The organism is Micromonospora sp. 050-3 (assembly GCF_046549335.1).
Classification (GTDB): Bacteria; Actinomycetota; Actinomycetes; order Mycobacteriales; family Micromonosporaceae; genus Micromonospora; species Micromonospora trifolii.
On sequence record NZ_JAJPVX010000001.1, the window covers coordinates 1,737,251 to 1,757,208 of the forward strand.

The 19,958-nt window shown below is 70.8% G+C and carries 20 protein-coding genes; 7 read left to right on the forward strand and 13 right to left on the reverse strand.

What is annotated here, in order from left to right; genetic code table 11:
• Nucleotides 1-3: 3 nt before the first annotated feature.
• Both ACLJOK_RS07835 and ACLJOK_RS07840 read right to left on the reverse strand, forming a co-directional pair.
• Nucleotides 4-444, reverse strand: coding sequence for an ABA4-like family protein (locus ACLJOK_RS07835; protein ID WP_410817210.1), 441 nt, complete (start codon nt 442-444; stop codon nt 4-6).
• Nucleotides 441-1,367 carry a hypothetical protein gene (locus ACLJOK_RS07840; protein ID WP_410817211.1) on the reverse strand — a complete coding sequence of 309 codons (927 nt, stop codon included), beginning with the start codon at nt 1,365-1,367 and terminating at the stop codon, nt 441-443. Before ACLJOK_RS07840 ends, ACLJOK_RS07835 begins: the two co-directional genes overlap by 4 nt.
• A 166-nt stretch (nt 1,368-1,533) precedes the next feature.
• On the opposite strand from ACLJOK_RS07840, the gene ACLJOK_RS07845 reads away from it, so the two are divergent.
• Nucleotides 1,534-2,283 carry a glyoxalase gene (locus tag ACLJOK_RS07845; protein ID WP_410817212.1) on the forward strand — a complete coding sequence of 250 codons (750 nt, stop codon included), beginning with the start codon at nt 1,534-1,536 and terminating at the stop codon, nt 2,281-2,283.
• Between the two features lie 51 nt (nt 2,284-2,334).
• Here ACLJOK_RS07845 and ACLJOK_RS07850 read toward each other — a convergent pair whose 3' ends face one another.
• Entirely contained in the window at nt 2,335-2,730 is a 396-nt protein-coding gene (locus tag ACLJOK_RS07850) for a hypothetical protein (RefSeq protein ID WP_410817213.1), read from the reverse strand.
• 308 nt (nt 2,731-3,038) lie between these two features.
• On the opposite strand from ACLJOK_RS07850, the gene ACLJOK_RS07855 reads away from it, so the two are divergent.
• Nucleotides 3,039-4,211: a lactonase family protein gene (locus ACLJOK_RS07855; protein WP_410817215.1), complete on the forward strand. Its 1,173-nt coding sequence runs from the start codon at nt 3,039-3,041 to the stop codon at nt 4,209-4,211.
• Nucleotides 4,212-4,375: 164 nt separating this feature from the next.
• Here the strand turns inward: ACLJOK_RS07855 and ACLJOK_RS07860 are convergent, their stop codons facing one another.
• From ACLJOK_RS07860 to ACLJOK_RS07870, 3 genes are all read right to left on the reverse strand, one after another.
• Nucleotides 4,376-5,644: an MFS transporter gene (locus tag ACLJOK_RS07860; protein WP_410817216.1), complete on the reverse strand. Its 1,269-nt coding sequence runs from the start codon at nt 5,642-5,644 to the stop codon at nt 4,376-4,378.
• Between the two features lie 53 nt (nt 5,645-5,697).
• Nucleotides 5,698-6,564, reverse strand: coding sequence for an aldo/keto reductase (locus tag ACLJOK_RS07865; protein ID WP_410817217.1), 867 nt, complete (start codon nt 6,562-6,564; stop codon nt 5,698-5,700).
• A gap of 278 nt (nt 6,565-6,842) precedes the next feature.
• Nucleotides 6,843-7,145: a helix-turn-helix domain-containing protein gene (locus tag ACLJOK_RS07870; protein WP_410817219.1), complete on the reverse strand. Its 303-nt coding sequence runs from the start codon at nt 7,143-7,145 to the stop codon at nt 6,843-6,845.
• A gap of 65 nt (nt 7,146-7,210) precedes the next feature.
• Here ACLJOK_RS07870 and map point away from each other — a divergent pair, with 65 nt between their 5' ends.
• The 5 genes from map to ACLJOK_RS07895 all read left to right on the forward strand — a co-directional run bounded on the left by map (nt 7,211) and on the right by ACLJOK_RS07895 (nt 12,716).
• Nucleotides 7,211-7,984 (forward strand): type I methionyl aminopeptidase, encoded by a 774-nt coding sequence (map, locus tag ACLJOK_RS07875; RefSeq protein ID WP_410817221.1) that lies wholly within the window; start codon nt 7,211-7,213, stop codon nt 7,982-7,984.
• Nucleotides 7,985-8,161: 177 nt separating this feature from the next.
• Nucleotides 8,162-9,022: a CDP-alcohol phosphatidyltransferase family protein gene (locus ACLJOK_RS07880; protein WP_410817222.1), complete on the forward strand. Its 861-nt coding sequence runs from the start codon at nt 8,162-8,164 to the stop codon at nt 9,020-9,022.
• Between the two features lie 98 nt (nt 9,023-9,120).
• Nucleotides 9,121-10,773 carry a sulfatase-like hydrolase/transferase gene (locus ACLJOK_RS07885; protein ID WP_410817223.1) on the forward strand — a complete coding sequence of 551 codons (1,653 nt, stop codon included), beginning with the start codon at nt 9,121-9,123 and terminating at the stop codon, nt 10,771-10,773.
• A 36-nt stretch (nt 10,774-10,809) separates the two neighbouring features.
• Entirely contained in the window at nt 10,810-11,610 is an 801-nt protein-coding gene (locus ACLJOK_RS07890; protein WP_410817224.1) for an FkbM family methyltransferase, read from the forward strand.
• 86 nt (nt 11,611-11,696) lie between these two features.
• On the forward strand, nt 11,697-12,716 hold the full coding sequence (locus ACLJOK_RS07895; protein WP_410817226.1) for a LysR family transcriptional regulator: 1,020 nt from the start codon (nt 11,697-11,699) through the stop codon (nt 12,714-12,716).
• Here ACLJOK_RS07895 and ACLJOK_RS07900 read toward each other — a convergent pair.
• Genes ACLJOK_RS07900 through ACLJOK_RS07930 form a run of 7 tightly spaced genes read right to left on the reverse strand, consistent with a single transcriptional unit; the run spans nt 12,641 to nt 19,957 of the window.
• Nucleotides 12,641-13,879: a vWA domain-containing protein gene (locus ACLJOK_RS07900; protein WP_410817227.1), complete on the reverse strand. Its 1,239-nt coding sequence runs from the start codon at nt 13,877-13,879 to the stop codon at nt 12,641-12,643. The two genes, ACLJOK_RS07895 and ACLJOK_RS07900, sit on opposite strands and share 76 nt — an antisense overlap.
• Nucleotides 13,876-14,703, reverse strand: coding sequence for an SRPBCC domain-containing protein (locus tag ACLJOK_RS07905; protein ID WP_410817228.1), 828 nt, complete (start codon nt 14,701-14,703; stop codon nt 13,876-13,878). Before ACLJOK_RS07905 ends, ACLJOK_RS07900 begins: the two co-directional genes overlap by 4 nt.
• Nucleotides 14,700-15,569: an AAA family ATPase gene (locus tag ACLJOK_RS07910; RefSeq protein ID WP_410817230.1), complete on the reverse strand. Its 870-nt coding sequence runs from the start codon at nt 15,567-15,569 to the stop codon at nt 14,700-14,702. The genes ACLJOK_RS07905 and ACLJOK_RS07910 overlap by 4 nt, the downstream gene beginning before the upstream one ends.
• Nucleotides 15,566-16,141 (reverse strand): NTP transferase domain-containing protein, encoded by a 576-nt coding sequence (locus ACLJOK_RS07915; RefSeq protein ID WP_410817231.1) that lies wholly within the window; start codon nt 16,139-16,141, stop codon nt 15,566-15,568. Before ACLJOK_RS07915 ends, ACLJOK_RS07910 begins: the two co-directional genes overlap by 4 nt.
• A gap of 3 nt (nt 16,142-16,144) precedes the next feature.
• The gene (locus tag ACLJOK_RS07920; protein ID WP_410817232.1) at nt 16,145-17,011 is read right to left on the reverse strand and encodes an XdhC family protein; all 867 of its coding nucleotides are present in this window, start codon (nt 17,009-17,011) and stop codon (nt 16,145-16,147) included.
• A gap of 10 nt (nt 17,012-17,021) precedes the next feature.
• Nucleotides 17,022-19,412 carry an aerobic carbon-monoxide dehydrogenase large subunit gene (locus ACLJOK_RS07925; RefSeq protein ID WP_410817234.1) on the reverse strand — a complete coding sequence of 797 codons (2,391 nt, stop codon included), beginning with the start codon at nt 19,410-19,412 and terminating at the stop codon, nt 17,022-17,024.
• Nucleotides 19,409-19,957, reverse strand: coding sequence for a (2Fe-2S)-binding protein (locus ACLJOK_RS07930; RefSeq protein ID WP_410817236.1), 549 nt, complete (start codon nt 19,955-19,957; stop codon nt 19,409-19,411). Before ACLJOK_RS07930 ends, ACLJOK_RS07925 begins: the two co-directional genes overlap by 4 nt.
• Nucleotide 19,958 lies beyond the last annotated feature (1 nt).

The following is a 19,958-nucleotide window of genomic DNA, read 5'->3' on the forward strand; positions in this document are numbered from 1 at the left end:
GTGCTACGGGCCGGTGGCAACGGCCGCCGGCCGCCGCCACCGGGTCCGGACCGCGAGGTACGCGGCCAGGCCGAGCGGTCCGAGCAGGATGGTCAGCAGCAGCACCGGAGCCATCACCAGCGCCGGTACCCCCCGATCGCGGCTGTCCAACCACGCCCACCGTCCGACGAACAGATCGAACGCGATCATGTGCGCCCAACCCGCCGCCGCCCCGTCGGAGGTGCCGAGCAGGTCGCGCACCCCGGCCAGGGTCGGCGACGTCACGGCCGGCAGCACGTCGCCGAACGCCGGCAGCACCAGCAGCGCGTAGATCACCACGACCGGCAGCACGATCAGCGGCGAGGCGATGATCCGGGCGGTCCACGACCAGCGGGGCAGCAGGATCATCAGCGCCCAGAACGGCGCGGCCACCGCGAACGTCAGGGAGAACAGCGTCGCGGTCACGCGGCCAGCGCCAGTTCCGGGCGACGTCGGCGGGCCAGCACCAGACCGGTCGCTGTCGCCGTCGCGACCACGAGGGCCGCTACCGCGGCGAGGGTGACGGCGTCCGGCCGCAGCAGCGGTTGTTCGCGCAGGGCCTGCCAGGTCAACAGCACTGTGAGCACGCCGTACGCGCCGCCCGCGACGACCAGCAGCCGGGCGCGGGTGCGCTCGTCCAACCGTGTCGCGAACCGGCTCAGCAGGATCGCCAGGATCGGCAGCGCCTGGAGGGCGTGCAGCCCCACGAAGTGCCCGATCCGCAGGTCACCGCCGGTGGTGCTCCAGCCGACGATCGGCAACCCCGGCCCGCCGTCGGGCACGCCGACGCTGTGCGCCCCACCGATCCCCTCGATCCCCGGGTCCTGCATCGGCAGCACCATCGGCACCGCCGCGAGCATGCCCAGCAGGGACAGGCCGAGCCCCCACCCGACGGCGGTCGCGGCGACCCGATCGGGGATCCGCTGGATCAGGACCACGATCCCGATGACGAGGTGCGCGAAGAACAGGAACATGATCGCCGCGCCCATCGACGCGACCAACACGATGTTCAGCGGGGTGGTGGAGTTGTAATGGCTGGTCTGCCCGCGTATCACCTGACCGACGATCCACGCGTTCTCGACGACCGCCACCGCGACGATGACGACGACCGCCCTCTCGACGGCACGGCTGCGCCGCGGCAGCAGGGAGAGCATCCAGGCGAGCGTCGCGCCGTACAGCACGAACGACACAGCGAACTTGAACGGCTTGAGCCAGATCGTCGCCCCGGTGAGGACGCGCGGGTCGACGAGGATGCCGACCACGGCGACGACGCCGAGCACCGCCATCACGGATACCAGGACCATCAGCGGGCGGTTCCAGCGCGTCGCCCGGCGCACAACGGTAGTCATGTCTGTAGATGTTCGTGGCCGGGACCGCCGATCGCGTCCGACCGCGAGCCCCGGTTGCGGCCTGCGGTCGGAGCGCGCCTCCTCCCTGGGTAGGAGACGAAACCCGTCGAGGCCACTCGGTGGTACTGGCACAATGGCCGGCCTGCCGACCGGACCGGGAGTGACCATGACGACCAACGAGGACCGTGTCCAACCGAACGAGACCACAGTGCCGTTGCTGCACTGCCCAGCCCCGGAGGAGACCCTGGCGTTCTGGCGGGCGCTCGGGTTCGAGGTGACCTACGAGCAGACCAGGCCGTACGTGTACCTGGCGTTTCGGTGGAGCGGGTTCGACCTGCACTACGGGCCGGCGCCGAAGGATCTCGACCCGGCGAAAGAGCAGTCCGGCGGGTGCCTGGTGATGGTGGACGCCGTCGCGTCGTACCACGCGGTGTTCGCCGAGGCGATGCGCCGCAGCTACGGCAAGGTGCTGGTCACGGGTCTACCCCGGATGACCCGCTACCGCGCCGGTGCGTCGCGGTTCAGCATCGTCGACCCGTCGGGCAACTCCATCGTCTTCATCCAGCGCGACGAGCCGAAGGACATGGAGTACGGCGGGTCGAAGGAGCTTGACGGGCTGGCCCGGGTGCTCGACAACGCGCGGATCCTGCGCGAGTTCAAGATGGACGACCGGGCCGCCTACCGGGCGCTCGACTCGGGGATGCGCCGCCGCGCCGAGGACGCCCCGGTGGTCGAGCAGGCGATGGCGCTGGCCGGCCTGATCGAGCTGGCCACCTCGTTGGACAAGGCCGACCGGGTGCCCGAGTGGGGCGCCCGACTCCAGGCCCTGCCCCTGACCTCGGAGCAGCGGACGCAGGTGGCGCAGTACGTCGCCGACCCGACCATTCTCGAACCGTGGTGGCCCGACCCGCGCTGACCCCGGACCTCCCGCGTTCTGCCTCGGCGATGTGGTTGTCGCCCGAGTCCGTCAGGGCCGTAGCCTGCCGTCGTCCTCGAGGACAGCCTCGGCCAGCCGCTCCGGGAACATGCGCCGCACGCTGGCGGAGTATTCGCTCCCGTCGCCGGGCTGGGTGACGCGATCGTCGTCCACCCGCACCGGTATGGAGAGTCCGAAGACGGGCCCGGTCCCCGGTGCTGCTTCGCAGTGCGCCCAGGCGAACGACGAAGAGCCGTCTCGCCCCAGCAGCCGAACCTCGCAGGTGCCTGGTCCGCCCAGCAACTCGGCGGGGAGGAGCGTCGCGAGACGCTCCTCCTCAGCCCGCACGTCAGCCGCGTCTCGGTCGGGCAGCGCGTACGGCGGCTCGGAGCACCCGGTGAGCAGCCCGATCGCCAGACCGAGCCAGACGGCGTGGCGGCGAATCACCCCCGCAGCATCCCACCCGGTGGTGCTGAGCCGCCATCACCGTCAGTTTGCGGACCGAGCGCCCGCCGCGCCCGCCCGGTTGGGGCCGCCGCCCGTGCGCTGATCAGCCTGACCGCCGAGTTCCTGCCCTGACGCGCCGAACGTCCGCTTCGCCGTAGGCCACCTCCGCGCGTACGTCTGGTCATTCCACAGAACGGCACGAAATTACTGCTTTAGGGTAAGTGAGGGCATCACGCTTACCTGCTCCGATAGCTTTCGAAGAAGAGGAAAACTCGTATTCCTCCCTTCGGGTGCATAAGGAGTCAGTGATGAAGCGCAGTGTCGCGCTCGCGGCAGCCCTCCTGGCAGGTCTGACCAGCATCGGATCGATTCCCGGGACCGCCTTCGCCGATGGCGGCGGCCCCGGGTACCACGACGACCGCAAGGGGGGTGATCACCACCACGGCGACGAGGGAGCGGTCTTCGTCCAGACCAACAAGGCCGAGGGCAACACCATCAAGGTGTACGACCGCGACGAGGACGGCAAGCTCACCAAGGCGGGCGAGTACGAGACCGGCGGGCTGGGCGGCTTCACCATCGGAGCGCCGCTCGACGCGCTGGCCTCGCAGGGCTCACTGACCTACCACCGCGGACTGCTGTTCGCGGTGAACGCCGGCAGCAACACCGTGACGGTCTTCCGGGTCGAGGGCACCAAGCTGCACAAGCTCCAGGTCATCTGGTCCGGCGGTCTGCTGCCGGTCAGCGTCGCGGCCCGTGGCGACCTCGTCTACGTCCTCAACGCCGGTGGCGAGGGCTCGGTGCAGGGCTTCGAGCTGCACAAGGGGCATCTGTCGCGGATCGAGGACGCCAACCGCTCGCTCGGGCTGCACAACGGCAACCCACCCGCGTTCGGGACCGCCCCGGCCCAGGTCAAGATCGACCCGGACAGCGAGTTCGTCCTGGTGTCGACAAAGGCCGCCAACGTCATGTTCAGCTACGAGATCGGCCGCGACGGGGAACTGTCCCGCAACCCCGTCATCAGCGACGCGGGCAACACGCCGTTCGGCTTCACCTTCGACACCGAGGACTCGCTGCTGGTCACCGAGTCGGGCGCGAACGCGGTCAGCCGATTCGAGCTGGAGGACGACGGCGCCCTCGACCAGATCGGCCCGTCGGTGCCCAACGGCCAGCAGGCGACGTGCTGGATCCAGCGCGTCGGCGACTACTTCTTCGTCGCCAACGCCGGCAGCTCCACCATCAGCTCCTACCGGGTCAACGACGACGGCAAGCTCGAACTCGTCAGGAACGTCGCCGCCGACACCAACGGCGGGTCGATCGACATGACCACCAGCGACGGCTTCCTGTACGTGCAGAACGCCACCGCCGGCAACGTGCAGGGCTACAAGGTGCACGAGGACGGGTCCCTGAATCTCGTCACCACCGTCGAGGGTCTGCCGAAGTTCGCCGACGGCATCGGCATGGAGGGCATCGCTGCCTCCTGAGCGCACCATCCGCTGGTCCCGGTCGTTCATCGACCGGGACCAGCTCTCGCCGTGTCAGGAGGCTGAGGCCGCTCGCGCGGCTTTCCCCCGTTCGTGCCGACCCGCCTGCGTGGGCTCGGGTCGACCTCCGCCCGGTTGAGTTCCGGCTGCGGGATACCTGGTTTCTAGATGGCCTCCGCCGAGTCCGGGCGCGTTCGCTCGCCCCATCGAACGACCGCCGGGGCGGCGAGCCCGACCGCGACGAAGATGCCGCCCATCAGCAGCCAGCCGGGGGCACCCCAGGCGATGCAGAGCAGGCCCAGGATGGAAGGGGCGGCGACGTTGGCCAGGCCCGTGCCCAGGCCGGAGATTCCCATGTACTGCCCCTGCGCGTGCGCGGGGGCGAGCCGGAACTGCAACTCGAGTGAGCCCGCCGCGTGCCACAGTTCGCCGACGGTGTGCGAGGCGACCCCCAGCGTGATCACCGTGACGGCGACCCATCCGGGCATCGCCGGCGTGGCGGCGATCAGGGCCATCCCGATCAGGAACGCCAACCCGGAGCGGCGCATCGCCCGACCTGCCGCTGAACTGGTGTCGACTCCCCGGCTCGCTCTGACCTGTAGCGTCGCCACGAGGGCGGTGTTGACCAGCACGGCCACCCCGACGAACCAGCGTGTCGCGTCGGTCTGCGAGATGATCCACACCGGCAGCGCGAAGACCAGTACCTGGCCCTGTATTCCCAGAATGGCGTCGAGCACGGTGACTGCCAGAAAGGGCCTGTCCTTCAGTGCGATCCAGCGCCCGGTCAGCTGGGGCGCTGGAACGGGCGGCAGCGAGGGCAGCCGAGTGATGATGGCGGCGCATGCCACGAAGCTGACGGCGTTGCCGACGACCAGGGCCAGGTAGGCCGCGCGGGTGTCCAGTTGCACTGCGGCGCCGGCGGCGAGGGCGCCACAACATCCCGCGAGGTTGGCGACCGACCGCAGATAGGCCCGGTACTGGCCAGGGTTGTTGCCGCCGAAGCCACGCACCAGCGGACCGCGAGACGCCCCGCCGGCTGAGTGCGCGAGTTGGGTCAGGCAGATCAGGACGACGAACGGCCAGAACGTGTGCACGAAGGCCAGAGCGCCCATGGTGGCGGCTCGGATGACCAGGGTCAGCAGATAGATCTCGCGCGGGCCTCGACGATCGGCGAGATGCCCCACCGGGATCCCGGCGAGCATCCCGACGAACGCTGCGATGCCCATGCCCAGAGCGACCTGTGCAAGGGGAAGCCCGACGGATCGGGTGAAGAAGAGCACGGCGCTGGCCATGAAGATGCCACTTCCGAGCATGTTGACGAAGGTCGCGAAGGCCAGGACGCGCCGAGGGCCGTGATCGGGGATGAGTCCTCGGGTAACGAGCCACGAGGTGTCGCGCGGAGGGATGGGAACGGGCGTTGTCGCTGCCTGCACAGTGACGGACCTTCCGTCGAGGTCGTGGCAGGGCTGCATCCTGCCGGGGGCCGCTAGTCGAGGCTGGCCAACTCGTCCGGCGACAGGACCAGCGCCCCGGCGGCCAGGTTCTCGACCAGGTGATCGGGGTTGCCGGTTCCGGGGATGGCCAGCAGGTGCGGGCCGCGGCTGAGGGTCCAGGCGATCCGCACCTGTGCCGGCGTCGCGCCGTGCGTGCGCGCGATGGCCTCCACTGCCGTACTGGCGGCCACGCCGCCGGCCTCACGTCGGTCGCCGGCGATCGCGAAGAACGGGACGAATGCGACGTTCTGTTCACCGCAGGTGCGCACGAGCTCATCCTGCGTACGTCGGGTGTCGACTCCGTACGTGTTCTGCACGCAGACCACCGGGGCGATCGCCTGCGCCTGCGCGAGGTGGTGCGGACGAATGTTGGACAGGCCGAGATGCCGCACGAGTCCGGCGTCACGTAGCTCGGCCAGCGCGCCGAAGTGCTCCGCCACCGAGTCCAGTCCGTGCTGGCGCAAATTCACGACATCCAGATGGTCGCGGCCGAGTTGGCGCAGGTTTTCCTCGACCTGTCCACGCAGCTGATCCGGCCGGGCCAGCGGCAGCCACTCCCCCGAGGGGGCGCGGCCCGGTCCGACCTTCGTGGTGATGACCAGGTCATCGGCGTACGGCGACAATGCAGTGTTAATCAATTCGTTTGCCGACCGGAGCGGCGAGAAGTAGAACGCCGCCGTGTCGATGTGGTTCACACCGAGGTCGACCGCTTGGCGTAGCACTCCGATGACGCGCGCGCGGTCGCTCGCCACGCTGCCGTTACCCGTCAGGCGCATTGCGCCGAATCCGATCCGATTGACGCTCAGGTCGCCGAGCGTCCAGGTACCCGCGGATTCCGCACTGATCATGTTGGTGGGCATTGGGCGAACTTAGCCACCGCCGCTGACCTGCGCAGTCGGGCGTCTGCCCGATACCGATCGGGAAGAATCACTGTTAGGTTATCTATCGTGGGAGGCGCTTTTCCGGCAGCGCCATGACAGCCCGCAGTGCATTCGGGTCCTGACCGTATTCGCGTTCGCACCTGACGACAGGCCGTCCCGAAGACGAGGCCTTGACTGAGTCCTGGCCGACAAGGCGTACGCAGCGAAAGCGAATCGGGCCCACCCGCGGCGGCGTCAACAGGCTCGACCGCAGCGCGCTAGGAGGCCAACCGCTCGCCCGCGGTGCGCGCCGGTCGGGGGAGTTCGGCGCCGCCGTCCGACGTGTTGATCTCCGACCAGACGGCGTCGAGGGAGAGGCCGAGGACGTCGGCGATCGCCGCGATGGTCGGAAAGGCGGGGGTGGCTATCCGGCCGGACTCGATCTTTCGAAGGGTTTCCGGCGAGACGCCCGCGTCCAGCGCGGTGAGGAGCATCGAACGCTCTCCACGGGCTCGACGCAGGAGCGCGCCGAGGCGCTGTCCGCGTTCGAGCTCTTCGGGAGTGAGCGGCAACCTGACCATGACCCGATTCTAGTACCGGGATAATATGGCCGGGATACTTATTGGTGACCCGAGGAAGGCGCTGCATGATCGAGATCCTGAGCCCCACCGACGTGCTGCGAGCGAGGGACACCGGCGCACTGGTCGCCGGCATCCTGCAGACGCTGAAGAGCCGCTGCGTGGTCGGCACCAATCTCCTGGACATCGACCGGTGGGCGCAGGCCATGATCACCGAGGCTGGGGCGCAGTCCTGCTACGTCGACTACGAGCCGTCCTTCGGGCGCGGGCCGTTCGGCCACTACATCTGCACGTCGGTGAATGACGCCGTGCTGCACGGGTTGCCGCACGACTACCCGCTCGTCGACGGTGACCTGCTCTCACTCGACCTCGCCGTCTCCCAGGGTGGAGTCGTCGCGGACTCGGCCATCAGCTTCATCGTGGGCGACGTGCGGCCAGCGGAGAGCCTCGCGCTGATCGACGCGACCGAGCGCGCGTTGCAGGCGGGGATCGCCGCCGCCGGCCCCGGCGTTCCCATCGGTGACATCTCGCACGCGATCGGCTCGGTCCTCCACGCGGCGGGTTACTCGGTCAACACGGAGTTCGGCGGCCACGGCGTCGGATCGACGATGCACCAGGACCCGCACGTCTCCAACACCGGGCGCCCCGGTCGCGGATACCGGCTACGTCCAGGGCTGCTGCTGGCGCTGGAGCCGTGGGTGATGGCGGACACCGCAACGCTCGTCACCGACGTCGATGGCTGGACTCTCCGTAGCGCGACGGGCTGCCGGACGGCGCACAGTGAGCACACCATCGCCATCACCGACGACGGCGCGGACGTGCTCACCCTGCCGACGCACTGAGCCGTATACGGCACGATCGACACCCTCATGGGCGAGTCGCCCACGATGGACGATTAACCGGCCGCCGAAGGGGCACGTCCCTCCGTGGCACCCTGCCGGGTCGCGTTCAGAATGAACCGATCGGTCATATTTTCCGTGATGACGGTCAGGGTCACCCACCAGAGTCACGGAGGCACGATGTCAACGGTTCGAACTGGTCCGGTCATCGGACTGCTCGTGCAGATCGGTCTGCTGGCGGTGCTGGGGGAGACAGTCGGTCTGGGCGCGGCGGGCTGGGTGGCGGGGCTGGCGTACGGGTTGGTCCTGTGCGTTCTGCTGAGCCGGGGGATGTCCCGCTCCGGCGCGGGTGCGCTCAGCCCGGCCGACCGGGTGACCCTGAGCCGGGCGATCCTCGTCGGCGGCGTGACGGCCCTGGCCGCCGACTCGTTCGGCCGGTCGGCGCCGGTCACCCTGATGGTCGTCCTCACCACCGTGGCGTTGGCCCTCGACGCCGTGGACGGGTACACGGCCCGCCGCACCGGAACCACCAGCGAGCTCGGCGCGCGCTTCGACATGGAGATCGACTCCTTCCTGGTCCTGGTGCTCTGCCTGCACGTGGCCCCCGCGGTGGGTGGCTGGGTGCTCGTTATCGGCGCGATGCGCTACCTCTTCGGCGCCGCGACCTGGGTGTTGGGGTGGATGCGGGGATCCGCACCGCCGCGTTACTGGAGCAAGGTCGTCGCCGCGATCCAGGGCGTGGTGTTGACGGTGGCGATGGCCGACGTGCTGCCCGCGCCGCTGACGACCATGGTGCTGGTGGTGTCGGTGGCGCTGCTGGTCGAGTCGTTCGGGCGTGACGTCGCGTGGCTCTGGACGACCCGGCACCTCCGCCACACCGTCGCCCACGGTGCCCCGGGCGCGATGGTCCAGTCGGCCAGCTCGGCGAGCCACAGTGCCCCGAGCGCCGCAGCGGCGCTGGGCTCGGGCCGCACCGATGGGCTGCCGTGGTCGGAGCGTCCCACGGTCACCACGGCCCGACGCGGGATCGCCCGCGTCTGAGCCGCCCGGATGCCGCGCTGAACAAAGATCATGGAAGGATGCCCGGGTTGTCGCTCTTGACGCGCGTACGTCAGCTGCCGAACCAGGGACGGAGGGCGATGAGGGGCGAGGTCTCGGACGGTACCGCCGACGGCACCGACGTCGAGGATCGGCCGAAACGCTCCATCGCGGCCCGGCTGACGACCGTGCTGGCCGCGCTGCTCGTGCTGCTCGTCCTCACCGTGCCGTACGACTTCGGCCGGCTCAGCCCGGCGGCGTTCGCGCGGATCCCCCTGGAGGCGCTGCTGGTCGTGGCCCTCCTGCTCGCCCTGCCGTCTCGGGGCAGCCGGCTGGTCGCGACGCTCGCCGGCGTGGCCCTCGGCCTGCTCGGCCTGTTGAAGCTGCTCGACCTGGGGTTCACCGCCTCGCTGAGCCGGGCGTTCGACCCGGTGCTCGACTGGGCGCTCCTCGACGAGGGGTTCGCCTTCCTCAGCGAGTCGTACGGTCGACCCGCCGCCATCGGCGTCGCCATCACCCTGGCGGTGGTGCTCGTGGGCCTGCCCACACTGGTCACGCTGTCGATGCGACGACTGCGGCGGCTGATGGTGCGGCACCGCACCGGGACCACCCGGATCGTGGCCGCGCTGGTAGTCGTCTGGGTGGCCTGCGCCGCGTTCAACGTGCGGGTGGTCGAGGGCGTGCCGGTCGCCGACACGTCCGCCACCACCCTGGCCAACGGTCACGGCTTCCAGGTACGCCTGCGCCTCGACGACCGCGAGACGTTCGGCGCGCTGATCGAGGCCGACAGGTTCGGCGACACCCCGGGTGACCAGCTACTGACCGCGTTGCGCGGCAAGAACGTGGTGGTCGCCTTCGTGGAGAGCTACGGCCGGGACGCCGTCGAGGACCCGGAGTTCGCGCCGCAGGTCGGTGCGGTCCTCGACCGGGGCGCCGGCGAACTGGGCGCTGCGGGTTTCGCCGCGCAGAGCGGATTCCTCACCTCGCCGACCTTCGGCGGCGGCAGTTGGCTCGCGCACGACACGCTGCTCTCCGGACTCTGGATCGACAACGACCAGCGGCACCGCACCCTGCTGGCCAGTGACCGGATGACCCTCAACGGCGCCTTCCGACGGGCGAACTGGCAGACCGTCGGCGTGATGCCCGCCGTCACCAGGGCGTGGCCGGAGGGCTCCTTCTTCGGCTACGACCGGTTCTACGACGCCAAGACGCTCGGGTACCGTGGCCCGAAGTTCAGCTTCGGCACCCCGCCCGACCAGTACACCCTGGCCAGCTGGCAGCGCCTGGAGCAGGCGAAGCGAGACGGCAACGTGATGACCGAGCTGGCGCTGGTGTCGAGTCACGCGCCCTGGACGCCCGTCCCGCCGCTGCTCGACTGGGCCGACGTCGGCGACAGCGCGGCCTACCGCGGGGCCGCGGGCAGGTCGGACGACAAGCGCCGCAACACCGCCCAGATCCGGGCGGACTACCGGAAGTCCATCGAGTACACCCTCGGCGCGCTCATCTCCTACGTGCGGACCTACGGAGACGACGACCTCGTGTTCATCGTCCTCGGAGACCACCAACCCGCAGCGGTCGTCACCGGCGAGAACGCCAGCCACGACGTCCCGATCTCGATCATCACCCGGGACCGGGCCGTGTTGGACCGCATCTCCGGGTGGGGCTGGCAGGACGGGCTGAAGCCCGGGCCGCAGGCGCCGGTCTGGCGGATGGACGCCTTCCGGGACCGGTTCCTGACCGCCTTCGGACCGTAACCCGGCCACCTCTCCTACGGACTGGACCCCAGACAGATGACGGCTATCACCGACACCAGGATCGCCGCGCTCCGGACCGACCCGGCCCTGGCCCTGCTGCACCGGTCGCTGGACGTCTACTACGGCGATCCCGAGCGGGACGCGAGGATGGACGCCTTCTACTCCCGCTTCGTCAGCAGCGGGGACGTCGCCTTCGACATCGGCTCGCACGTGGGCGACCACATCGCCAGCTTCCGTCGCCTCGGTGCCCGGGTCGTCGCTGTGGAACCGCAGCCGCTGTGTCTGCGCGCCCTGCGGGCGATCTACGCCGACGACGACCGGGTGACCCTTGTCGACGCCGCGTGTGGCGCGCTTTCCGGGCGCACCCGGCTGCACGTCAACTCCGTCAACCCCACAGTCTCGACCGCCTCACCGGACTTCGTCCGGGCGGCGGAGGGCGCGGGCGGATGGGAGGGGCAGGTGTGGGACACCGACATCGAGGTCGCGGTGGTCACCGTCGACGCGCTGATCGAGACGTACGGCGTGCCGACCTTCACCAAGATCGACGTTGAGGGTTTCGAGGACGAGGTGCTGGCCGGCCTGAGCCGCCCACTGCCCGCGCTGTCGTTCGAGTTCACCACCATCGCGCGTGCGGTCGCCGACCGGTGTCTCGACCGCCTGACCGCGCTCGGCTTCGACGGCTTCGACGTCGCGGTGGGCGACGACAAGTCGATGACCTTCCGACGTTGGATGTCCGCGACCGACCTGGCGACGCATCTGCACGACCTGCCGCACGCCACGAACTCCGGCGACGTGTACTGCGTGTCCGGGAGCCAGGTGACCACCACCGCCAGCTGACCGGACACTCGTCATTGCTTCGGTAACGGCACCAGGCCCCGACGATCAGATGATCGGCCGCTGGCGGTGGGACGGACCAGCGGGAGATGATCGACGTTCGTCTCGACGCCGAGCCGAGCCACGCGATCGCGGGGAAGTGGGTGACGCCGATGACCCCGACGCAGCTGCGCGCGTACGTCGCCGTGGTCCGGCTGGGCTCGGTCAAACAGGCCGCCGCGGAGCTTCAGGTCTCCGAGTCCGCGGTGTCGCTGCACATCGCCCAGCTGCGCAAGGAGTTCGGCGACAAGCTCTTCGCCCGGACGGCGGCGGGCCTCGCGTTCACCCCCGGTGGGCTGCGGCTGGCCAGTCGCGCGGCGGAACTGCTGGGCCTTCAGGACCGCTTCATGCTGGAGGTCAGCGCCGCGAAGCGCGGCCGACGGTTGCTGCGGGTCGCCGCGTCGAGCCTGTTCGCCGAGTTCGCCGCGCCGGGGCTGATCGAACTCTTCGCCAAGCGGGCCGCCGACCTCGACGTCGAGTTGAGCGTGCGCAACCCGGGATCGTTCGAGTCGCTGTTGATGACCCGTGCCGCGGACATCGCGATCGGGCCACAGCCGTCGGTCGTCGACAGCGCCATCGGCTGCCGGCCGGTGATGAACTACCGGCTCGTGATCGCCGTCGGTCCGGAACATCCACTGGCCGGCCTGGCGGCGTCCCCGGGGCAACTGCGGGAGCAGACCTGGCTGCTCGGGCCGTCGGCCGCCACCGAGTGGGGCGCGGTCCCGGCGCTGCTGCGTCGGCTGGCAGTGCCGGACGAGCGGCAGCAGATCTTCCAGAGCCACGCGGCCGCGCTGGGGGAGGCCAAACGGGGCACGGGGGTGGCACCAGCCCTCGCGTTCACCGTCGCGACGGACGTCCGTCAGGGCCAGCTCGGGCAGGTGGTGGGGCCGCACGCGACGATGGAGGCGGTGTGGCACGCGCAGGTGCTCGCCACCCCCGGTTCGATGTCGGCCGCCGAGGAGCTGTCGCGCTTCTCGTCGACGCCGAGGGCGATTCAGGCGATGATGCGCGGCGCGGGCGTGAGCGTCGGCCACTTCCGGCCGTCGGTGCACGTGACGCTCTGGAGCTGACGGGCGACGACAAGCAGGTCATGGAAGGTGCTGGCCGGCAGCATCCGGTCGCAGTAGGGGAGGGCGGCGGCCATGCCGCCAACCCGGGGGGCGAAGCCGGGTGCGCCGGCGCGGGGATTCAACCAGACGACCCGGTACGCGCGGCGGCTCAGGCGGGCCATCACCGCCGCCAGGTCGGCGGGCGGATCGCTGTCCCAACCGTCCGACCCGATCACCACCACCGCCCCGCGTACGGCCTCCGCGTGGTGGGAGGTGAGCAGGGCACGCAGGTTCGTGGCGATCCGGGTGCCCCCGTACCGGTCGGTCACGGCGGCGCTGGCCTGCGCTACCGCCTCGGCCGCCGAGGTGCGCCGGAGCACCACTGTGAGCCGGGTCAGCGTCGTGGCGAACGCGAACACCTCCGCGTCGGCGACCACAGCGAACGCCCGCATCAGATGCAGGTACGCGGTCGCCTGCGTCCGCATCGACTCGCTGACGTCACAGAGCAGCACGACCCGGCGTGGCCGCCGTACCGGGCGCGCGCGGACGACCTCGACGGGCTCCCAGCCGGTGTGCCGGGCTCGGGCGATGGTGGCCCGCAACGCTATCCGGGCACCGGCCGAGCCGACGGTGTGCCGCCGGGTGCGTCGGGTCGGCCAGCCGGCGACGGCCGCGCGCAGGGCGTCGCCGAGCTGCGTGACCTGTGCCGCGTCGAGTTCGTCGAACGGACGGTCGGCGAGCCCGGTGTGGGCGCTCGGTCGCCGCTCGGGCAGCCGCAGCGTGCTGTCGCGTTCAGGTGTCTCGGCGACCGCCGGCGGCACTGTCGCCCACGGCAGCCCGCCGCCCGACCCCGCGTCGTCGGTGTCGGCCGGCACCCGGACGTACACGTCGTCGGGGCCGTTCACCGGGGGCGCCGACCGTTGCGGTCGGGGCAAGGGTGGTGGGTCCGCGAAGATCGCCGCGAAGACCTGGTCGAACGCGGGGACGTCGGTGTGCCGTCGCACCAGGCTGATCCGGGCGGCCCAGTAGAGCGACGACATCGAGTCGGGTGGGCTGGCGGCGAGCGCCCGGACGAAGTCGTCGACTGTGGTCAGCCCGGCCGGGACGCCGGCTCGGCGCAGTCGGCCGGCGAGCGCCACCGCGAATGCGGCCCGGTCGACGCCGCGCAGCACGCCGGGGCTCACCGGCGCGCGACCAGCCAGGCGATCACCGCGCCGACCGCTACCAGACCGACGAGCACCGGTACGAGGCGCTTGGTGACCGACCCGCCGGCAATGCTGAGCAGGTCGAGCGCCTCCGGCTCGGCGGTCGGCGCGACACGTACGGCCTCGGCCGACGGCCCGACAGCCGTCGGCACGACCGCCGACGGCGAACCTGGCCGTGACGAGACCGGAGACGACCCGACCGGCGACGGGGTGACCGGCGACGGCTCGATGGGTGAGGGTGCGACGGCGGCGGTCGTGGGGGTGGTCGCGACCGCCGTGGCGGACGCGACCGGGGTCGCCTCGGGCGGCGCGGCGGACGTGGCCGCCACGGGTTCGGGGTTCGGCTGCGGGGCCAGCGGCTCGGCGGCCAGCTTGGCCTCCAGGTTGGCGACGAACTGGGCCAGAAGCTTGCTCGACACCTCCTTGATCATGCCGCTGCCGAACTGGGCCAGCCTGCCGGAGATCTTCAGATCGGTGTCCACACTGACCAACGTCCTGTCACCGTCCGGCCGCAGGTGGGCGGTGACCAGCGCGGACGCGGTGCCGGCCGAGCGGGCGTCCCGGCCCTTCGCGTCGATCACCCCGCGGTACGCGGCGTCGTCCTTCTCGGCGAACCGGGCGGTGCCCGCGAACTCCGAGACGACCGGCCCGACCTTGACCCGCACCCGGCCCTGGTAGACGTCGCCGTCGACGCCGGTCAACTGGGCGCCCGGCAGGCACGGCGCGAGCCCTTCCAGGTCGGTGAGCACCGCCCAGGCCCGTTCGATCGGAACGGCGACCGCGAACTCGTTGGTGATCTTCATGGCGGACTCTCCTGGTAGGCGCCGAGCGCGGCGGCGACCACGGCGCGGTCGTCGGGGGTCTTGGCGATGGTGCCGATGGTCTGCACGACGCCGGCGGCGGCCAGGTCGGCGACGCCCAGCACCGACAGCGCGCCCACCCAGTCGATGGTCTCCGCCATCCCGGGCGCCTTCTCCAACTCCCGGTGGCGTACGTCGCCGACGAACTGCACGGCCGTCTGGATCAGCGGCTCGGTAGCGCCCGGCACGGCCCGGCGGACGATCTCCACGGCGCGGGCCGGCTCGGGGAAGTCGATCCAGTGGTACAGGCAGCGGCGGCGCAGCGCGTCGTGCAACTCCCGGCTGCGGTTGGAGGTGAGCACCACGACGGGTGGGGTGCGTGCGGTGAAGGTGCCGAGTTCGGGAATCGTGATGCCGGCCTCGCCGAGGAACTCGAACAGCAGCGCCTCGAACTCGTCGTCGGCCCGGTCGATCTCGTCGATCAGCAGCACCGGCGGGACCGGCCCCCGGTGGCGTACGGCCCGCAGGATCGGCCGTTCCTGGAGGTACTCGTCGCTGAACAGGTCCGCGTCGGTGAGCCGGGTGTGGTGCGCCTCGGCGAGCCGGATCGCCAGCAGTTGCCGCTGGTAGTTCCACTCGTAGAGCGCCTCGCCGGCGGTGAGCCCCTCGTAGCACTGCAACCGGATCAGCGGTGTCTCCAGCGCGCGGGCCAACGCCTTCGCGGCGGCGGTCTTGCCGACCCCCGGCTCGCCCTCCAGCAGCAGGGGCCGGCCGAGGCGCAGGGCCAGGAACAGGGCCATCGCCATGCCGTCGTCGACCAGGTAGTCGACGGCGTCGAGGCGGTGTCGGACGGCCTGGGCGTCCTTCATGCCTCGCCCGCCAGCAGGCGCTCGTAGTCGGCTCGGGTGTCCACGTCGATCGGCACCGGCCCGTCGACTGTCACCTCGGTCACCGGGTGGCGCCCGGAGTGCAGGAGCTTCCAGACGGCCTTGTCGCCGTGCAGGTCGTACAACTCGGGCAGGAGCTCACGGCCGAAGCGGAAGGGGTGGCCCAGGCCGTCCGCGTACCGGCAGACGGCCAGCGGGGTGGTCGCCGCGGCGACCCGGCGGACGTCCGCGGCGCGGACGCCGGGCTGGTCGCCGAGGAGCAGCACGAGCGCGTCGGCGCGCGGGTCCACAGCGCGCGCGGCGGTGCGCACCGACGACCCGCAGCCGGTGCTGAACGCCGGGTTCTGCACGACCTGGCAGCCGGTCAGGTCCACCCGGTCGCGGATGCCGTCCGCCGCGCCGCCCACGGTGACGATCAGCTGGTCGAAGCCGCACGAGCGGGCCAGGTCGACTGTGGCGTCGAGCAGCGTCCGCCCCCGGTACGGGAGCAGTTGCTTGGCCTCGCCGAACCGCATCGAGGCACCCGCGGCGAGCACCACGCCGGTCAGGAACACGGGTTACGCCGCCGTGTAACTCGCGAGGCAACCGGCGCAGCAGAACCAGAAGTCCTGCCCGTCGACGCGCGCGTGCGGCGTCTCCGCCCCGACCAGCACTGTCATCCCGCACACCGGGTCGACGGCCTGCTGCGGTCGGGCGGCCGGCGCGCCGGAGGCCGGGGTCAACCCGTCCACCCGGATGGCCCGGACCACCTCACCCATGATCGCCAGGGCGATCTCCGCTGGCGTACGCGCGCCGATCTCCAGCCCGGCCGGGGTGTGGACGCGGGCACGTTCGGCGTCGGTCAACCCCAGTTCGTCGAGCACTGCCACGCCACGTTTGCCGCTGGCGACGAACGCGATGAACCCGACACCGGCGTCGAGTGCGGCCCGGATCGCCTCCGGCTCGCCCCTGCCCAATCCGGCCACCACCACAGCGGTGCAGCCGGTGCTGTCGTCGGCGGCGACGACGTCGAAGTCGAGGAACGCGGCAAGGGTCGCCACGGCGGCGCTGATCGGGGTGTCACCGACCACCCGCACTGCCGGCGCCGGCAGCATCGGTCGGAGGAAGACCTCGATCGCCCCACCGGAGTGGCACGGGTTGACCACCACCCGCGCCCCCGGCGTGTCCGGGAACGGGGTCGCGCCCTCCGGCAGCACCCGCAGCAGCAGGGCGGTGCCGTCACGCAGGGTGTCGAGCGCGGCGGCCCGCACTGAACTCTCCGCGCACACCCCGCCCACGAAGCCCTCGATCGAGCCGTCGGACCGGATCACCGCGTCGTCGCCCGGTCGGGCCGACGTCGGATCCTGCGCGCGGACCACTGTGGCGTGGACGAACGGTTCCCGGGTGGCGGTCAGCTCCCGGGCGCGTTCGGCGATGGTGGTCATCCTCGGCTCCTCAGATCGGCGGCCGGGCCTGGCCGCGCATCGCGTCCCAGACCCGCGACGGCGTCAGCGGCATGTCGGCGTGGCGGACGCCGAAGGGCTTCAGGGCGTCGATGACGGCGTTGACGATCGCGGGCGGTGAACCCACCGTCGCCGATTCGCCGACGCCCTTCGCGCCGATCGGGTGGTGCGGCGACGGCGTGACGGTGAAGCCGGTCTCCCAGTCGGGCACTTCGAGGGACGTCGGGATCAGGTAGTCCATCAGGGACGCGCCGAGGCAGTTGCCGTCCTCGTCGAACGCGATCATCTCCATCAGGGCCATGCCGACCCCGTCGGTCAGCCCGCCGTGCACCTGACCCTCGATGATCATCGGGTTGATCCGGGTGCCGCAGTCGTCGACAGCGATGAACCGTCGCACCGTCACCTGCGCCGTGCCGGGATCGATGTCCACCACGCAGATGTACGCGCCGTGTGGATAGGTCAGGTTCGACGGGTTGTAGCAGATCTGCGCCTCCAGGCCACCCTCGATGCCCTCGGGCAGGTCGCCCGCGCCGTGCGCGCGCAGGGCGATGTCCTGGATGGTGACGGACCGGCCCGGGTCACCGGCGACGTGGAACGCGCCCTTCTCCCACTCCAGGTCGGCGACCGACACCTCCAGCATTCCCGAGGCGATGATCCGCGCCTTGTCACGGACCTTCCGGGCCACCAACGCCGCCGCAGCGCCTGAGACAGGTGTCGAGCGGCTGCCGTACGTGCCGAGGCCGAACGGGGTGTTGTCGGTGTCGCCGTGCAGCACCTCGATGTCCGCCGGGGGGATCCCGATCTCCTCGGCGACGATCTGCGCGAACGTCGTCTCGTGGCCCTGACCCTGCGACTGCACGCTGAGGCGTACCACTGCCTTCCCGGTCGGGTGGACGCGCAGCTCGCAGCCGTCCGCCATGCCCAGCCCGAGGATGTCCATGTCCTTGCGCGGCCCGGCGCCGACGGCCTCGGTGAAGAACGCGATGCCGATGCCCATCAGCTCGCCCCGGGCCCGCTTCTCGGCCTGCTCGCGGCGCAACTCGTCGTAGCCGGCCATCTCCATCGCCAGCCGCATCGTCGGTTCGTAGTTGCCCGAGTCGTACACCCAGCCGGTCTTCGTCGTGTACGGGAACTGCTCCGGCTGGATGAAGTTCTTCAACCGCAGCTCGGCCGGGTCCATGCCGAGTTCGTCGGCGAGGCAGTCGACGATCCGCTCGACCAGGTAGACCGCCTCGGTGATCCGGAACGAGCAGGCGTACGCGACGCCACCGGGCGCCTTGTTGGTGTAGACCGCCGTCATCTTGCAGTAGGCGGCCTCGATGTCGTAGCTGCCGGTGAAGACCCCGAAGAAGCCGGCCGGGTACTTCACCGGGGCGGCGGTGCCGTTGAACGCGCCGTGGTCGGCCAACACGTTGGTACGGATGCCGAGAATCCGGCCGTCGCGGGTCGCGGCGATCTCTCCGCGCATGATGTAGTCGCGGGCGAAACCGGTGCTGATCAGGTTCTCCGAGCGGTCCTCCATCCACTTCACCGGCTTGCCGGTGACGATCGAGGCCACGATCGCGCAGACGTACCCGGGGTAGATCGGGACCTTGTTGCCGAACCCGCCGCCGATGTCCGGCGCGATCACCTGGATCTTGTGCTCGGGCAGGCCCGCCACGATGGCGTAGAGCGTGCGGTGCGCGTGCGGGGCCTGGGTGGTCGACCAGAGGCGCAGCTTGCCGTCGACGGCGTCGTAGTCGGCGACAGCCCCGCACGTCTCCATCGGCGCCGGGTGCACCCGGGGGTAGACGAGATCCTGGCTGACCACGACATCGGCGCGGGCGAAGACCGCCTCGGTGGCCGCCTCGTCGCCGGTCTCCCAGTCGAAGCAGTGGTTGTTCGTCTTGCCGTCCAGGTCGTCGCGGATCAGCGCTGCGTCCGGCGCCAACGCCCGGCGCGCGTCGATCACCGGGTCGAGGACGTCGTACTCGACGTCGATCAGCTCCAGCGCGTCACGCGCCGCGTACCGGTCCTCGGCGACGACGAAGGCCACCTCCTGGCCCTGGAAACGCACCTTGTCGGTGGCGAGCACGGCCTGCACGTCGTTGGAGAGGGTCGGCATCCAGGCCAGGTTCTGCTGCGCCAGCATCGCCCCGGTCACCACCGCCTTCACCCCGGGCGACGCCTCGGCGGCGCTGGTGTCGATGCTGACGATCCGGGCGTGCGCCACCGGTGACCGGAGGATCGCGAGGTGCAGCATGCCGGGCAGTTGGACGTCGTCGACGTAGCGGCCGCGCCCACGCAGGAACCGCGGGTCCTCCTTGCGCAGCATCCGGCCGTACCCGACGGGCTTCTGGTCGTTGTCGTGGAACGTGTCCACGCGCTCGTGCACGGTGGTCATGCGACGGCCTCCGCGGGCTGGCCGGCGTTGTCGATCTCGCCGGCCACGGTCGATTCGGTGGTCTCGGTGACCTGTGCCGCGGCCTGCGCCTCGGCCACGGCGGCCCAGCGGACCGAGCGCACGATGGTGGCGTAACCCGTGCACCGGCAGATCTGACCCGAGATCGCCTCCCGGATCTCCGTCTCGCTCGGGTCGGGGTTGCGGTCGAGCAGCGCCCGCGCGGTCATCATCATCCCGGGCGTGCAGAAACCGCACTGCAAACCGTGGCACTGCATGAACCCCTGCTGGATCGGGTCCAGCTCGGCGCCCTTGGCGAGGCCCTCGACGGTACGCACCTGGTGGCCGCCGGCCATGGCAGCGAGCACCGTGCACGACTTCACCGGCTCGCCGTCGAGCCAGACCACACAGGTGCCGCAGTTGCTGGTGTCGCAGCCCCAGTGCGTGCCGGTCAGACCCAGCACGTCGCGCAGGAAGTGCACCAGCAGCAGCCGGGCCTCGATCTCCCGGGTGACCTCGACGTCGTTGACGGTCATCGTGACCTGCATG

Excerpts from the sequence above, each read along its gene's own strand:
- ACLJOK_RS07840 (WP_410817211.1), bottom strand. The coding sequence starts at position 1,367 with ATGACTACCGTTGTGCGCCGGGCGACGCGCTGGAACCGCCCGCTGATG.
- ACLJOK_RS07845 (WP_410817212.1), top strand. The coding sequence starts at position 1,534 with ATGACGACCAACGAGGACCGTGTCCAACCGAACGAGACCACAGTGCCG.
- ACLJOK_RS07855 (WP_410817215.1), top strand. The coding sequence starts at position 3,039 with ATGAAGCGCAGTGTCGCGCTCGCGGCAGCCCTCCTGGCAGGTCTGACC.
- ACLJOK_RS07865 (WP_410817217.1), bottom strand. The coding sequence starts at position 6,564 with ATGCCCACCAACATGATCAGTGCGGAATCCGCGGGTACCTGGACGCTC.
- ACLJOK_RS07870 (WP_410817219.1), bottom strand. The coding sequence starts at position 7,145 with ATGGTCAGGTTGCCGCTCACTCCCGAAGAGCTCGAACGCGGACAGCGC.
- map (WP_410817221.1), top strand. The coding sequence starts at position 7,211 with ATGATCGAGATCCTGAGCCCCACCGACGTGCTGCGAGCGAGGGACACC.
- ACLJOK_RS07880 (WP_410817222.1), top strand. The coding sequence starts at position 8,162 with ATGTCAACGGTTCGAACTGGTCCGGTCATCGGACTGCTCGTGCAGATC.
- ACLJOK_RS07885 (WP_410817223.1), top strand. The coding sequence starts at position 9,121 with ATGAGGGGCGAGGTCTCGGACGGTACCGCCGACGGCACCGACGTCGAG.
- ACLJOK_RS07890 (WP_410817224.1), top strand. The coding sequence starts at position 10,810 with ATGACGGCTATCACCGACACCAGGATCGCCGCGCTCCGGACCGACCCG.
- ACLJOK_RS07895 (WP_410817226.1), top strand. The coding sequence starts at position 11,697 with ATGATCGACGTTCGTCTCGACGCCGAGCCGAGCCACGCGATCGCGGGG.
- ACLJOK_RS07905 (WP_410817228.1), bottom strand. The coding sequence starts at position 14,703 with ATGAAGATCACCAACGAGTTCGCGGTCGCCGTTCCGATCGAACGGGCC.
- ACLJOK_RS07910 (WP_410817230.1), bottom strand. The coding sequence starts at position 15,569 with ATGAAGGACGCCCAGGCCGTCCGACACCGCCTCGACGCCGTCGACTAC.
- ACLJOK_RS07920 (WP_410817232.1), bottom strand. The coding sequence starts at position 17,011 with ATGACCACCATCGCCGAACGCGCCCGGGAGCTGACCGCCACCCGGGAA.
- ACLJOK_RS07925 (WP_410817234.1), bottom strand. The coding sequence starts at position 19,412 with ATGACCACCGTGCACGAGCGCGTGGACACGTTCCACGACAACGACCAG.
- ACLJOK_RS07930 (WP_410817236.1), bottom strand. The coding sequence starts at position 19,957 with ATGCAGGTCACGATGACCGTCAACGACGTCGAGGTCACCCGGGAGATC.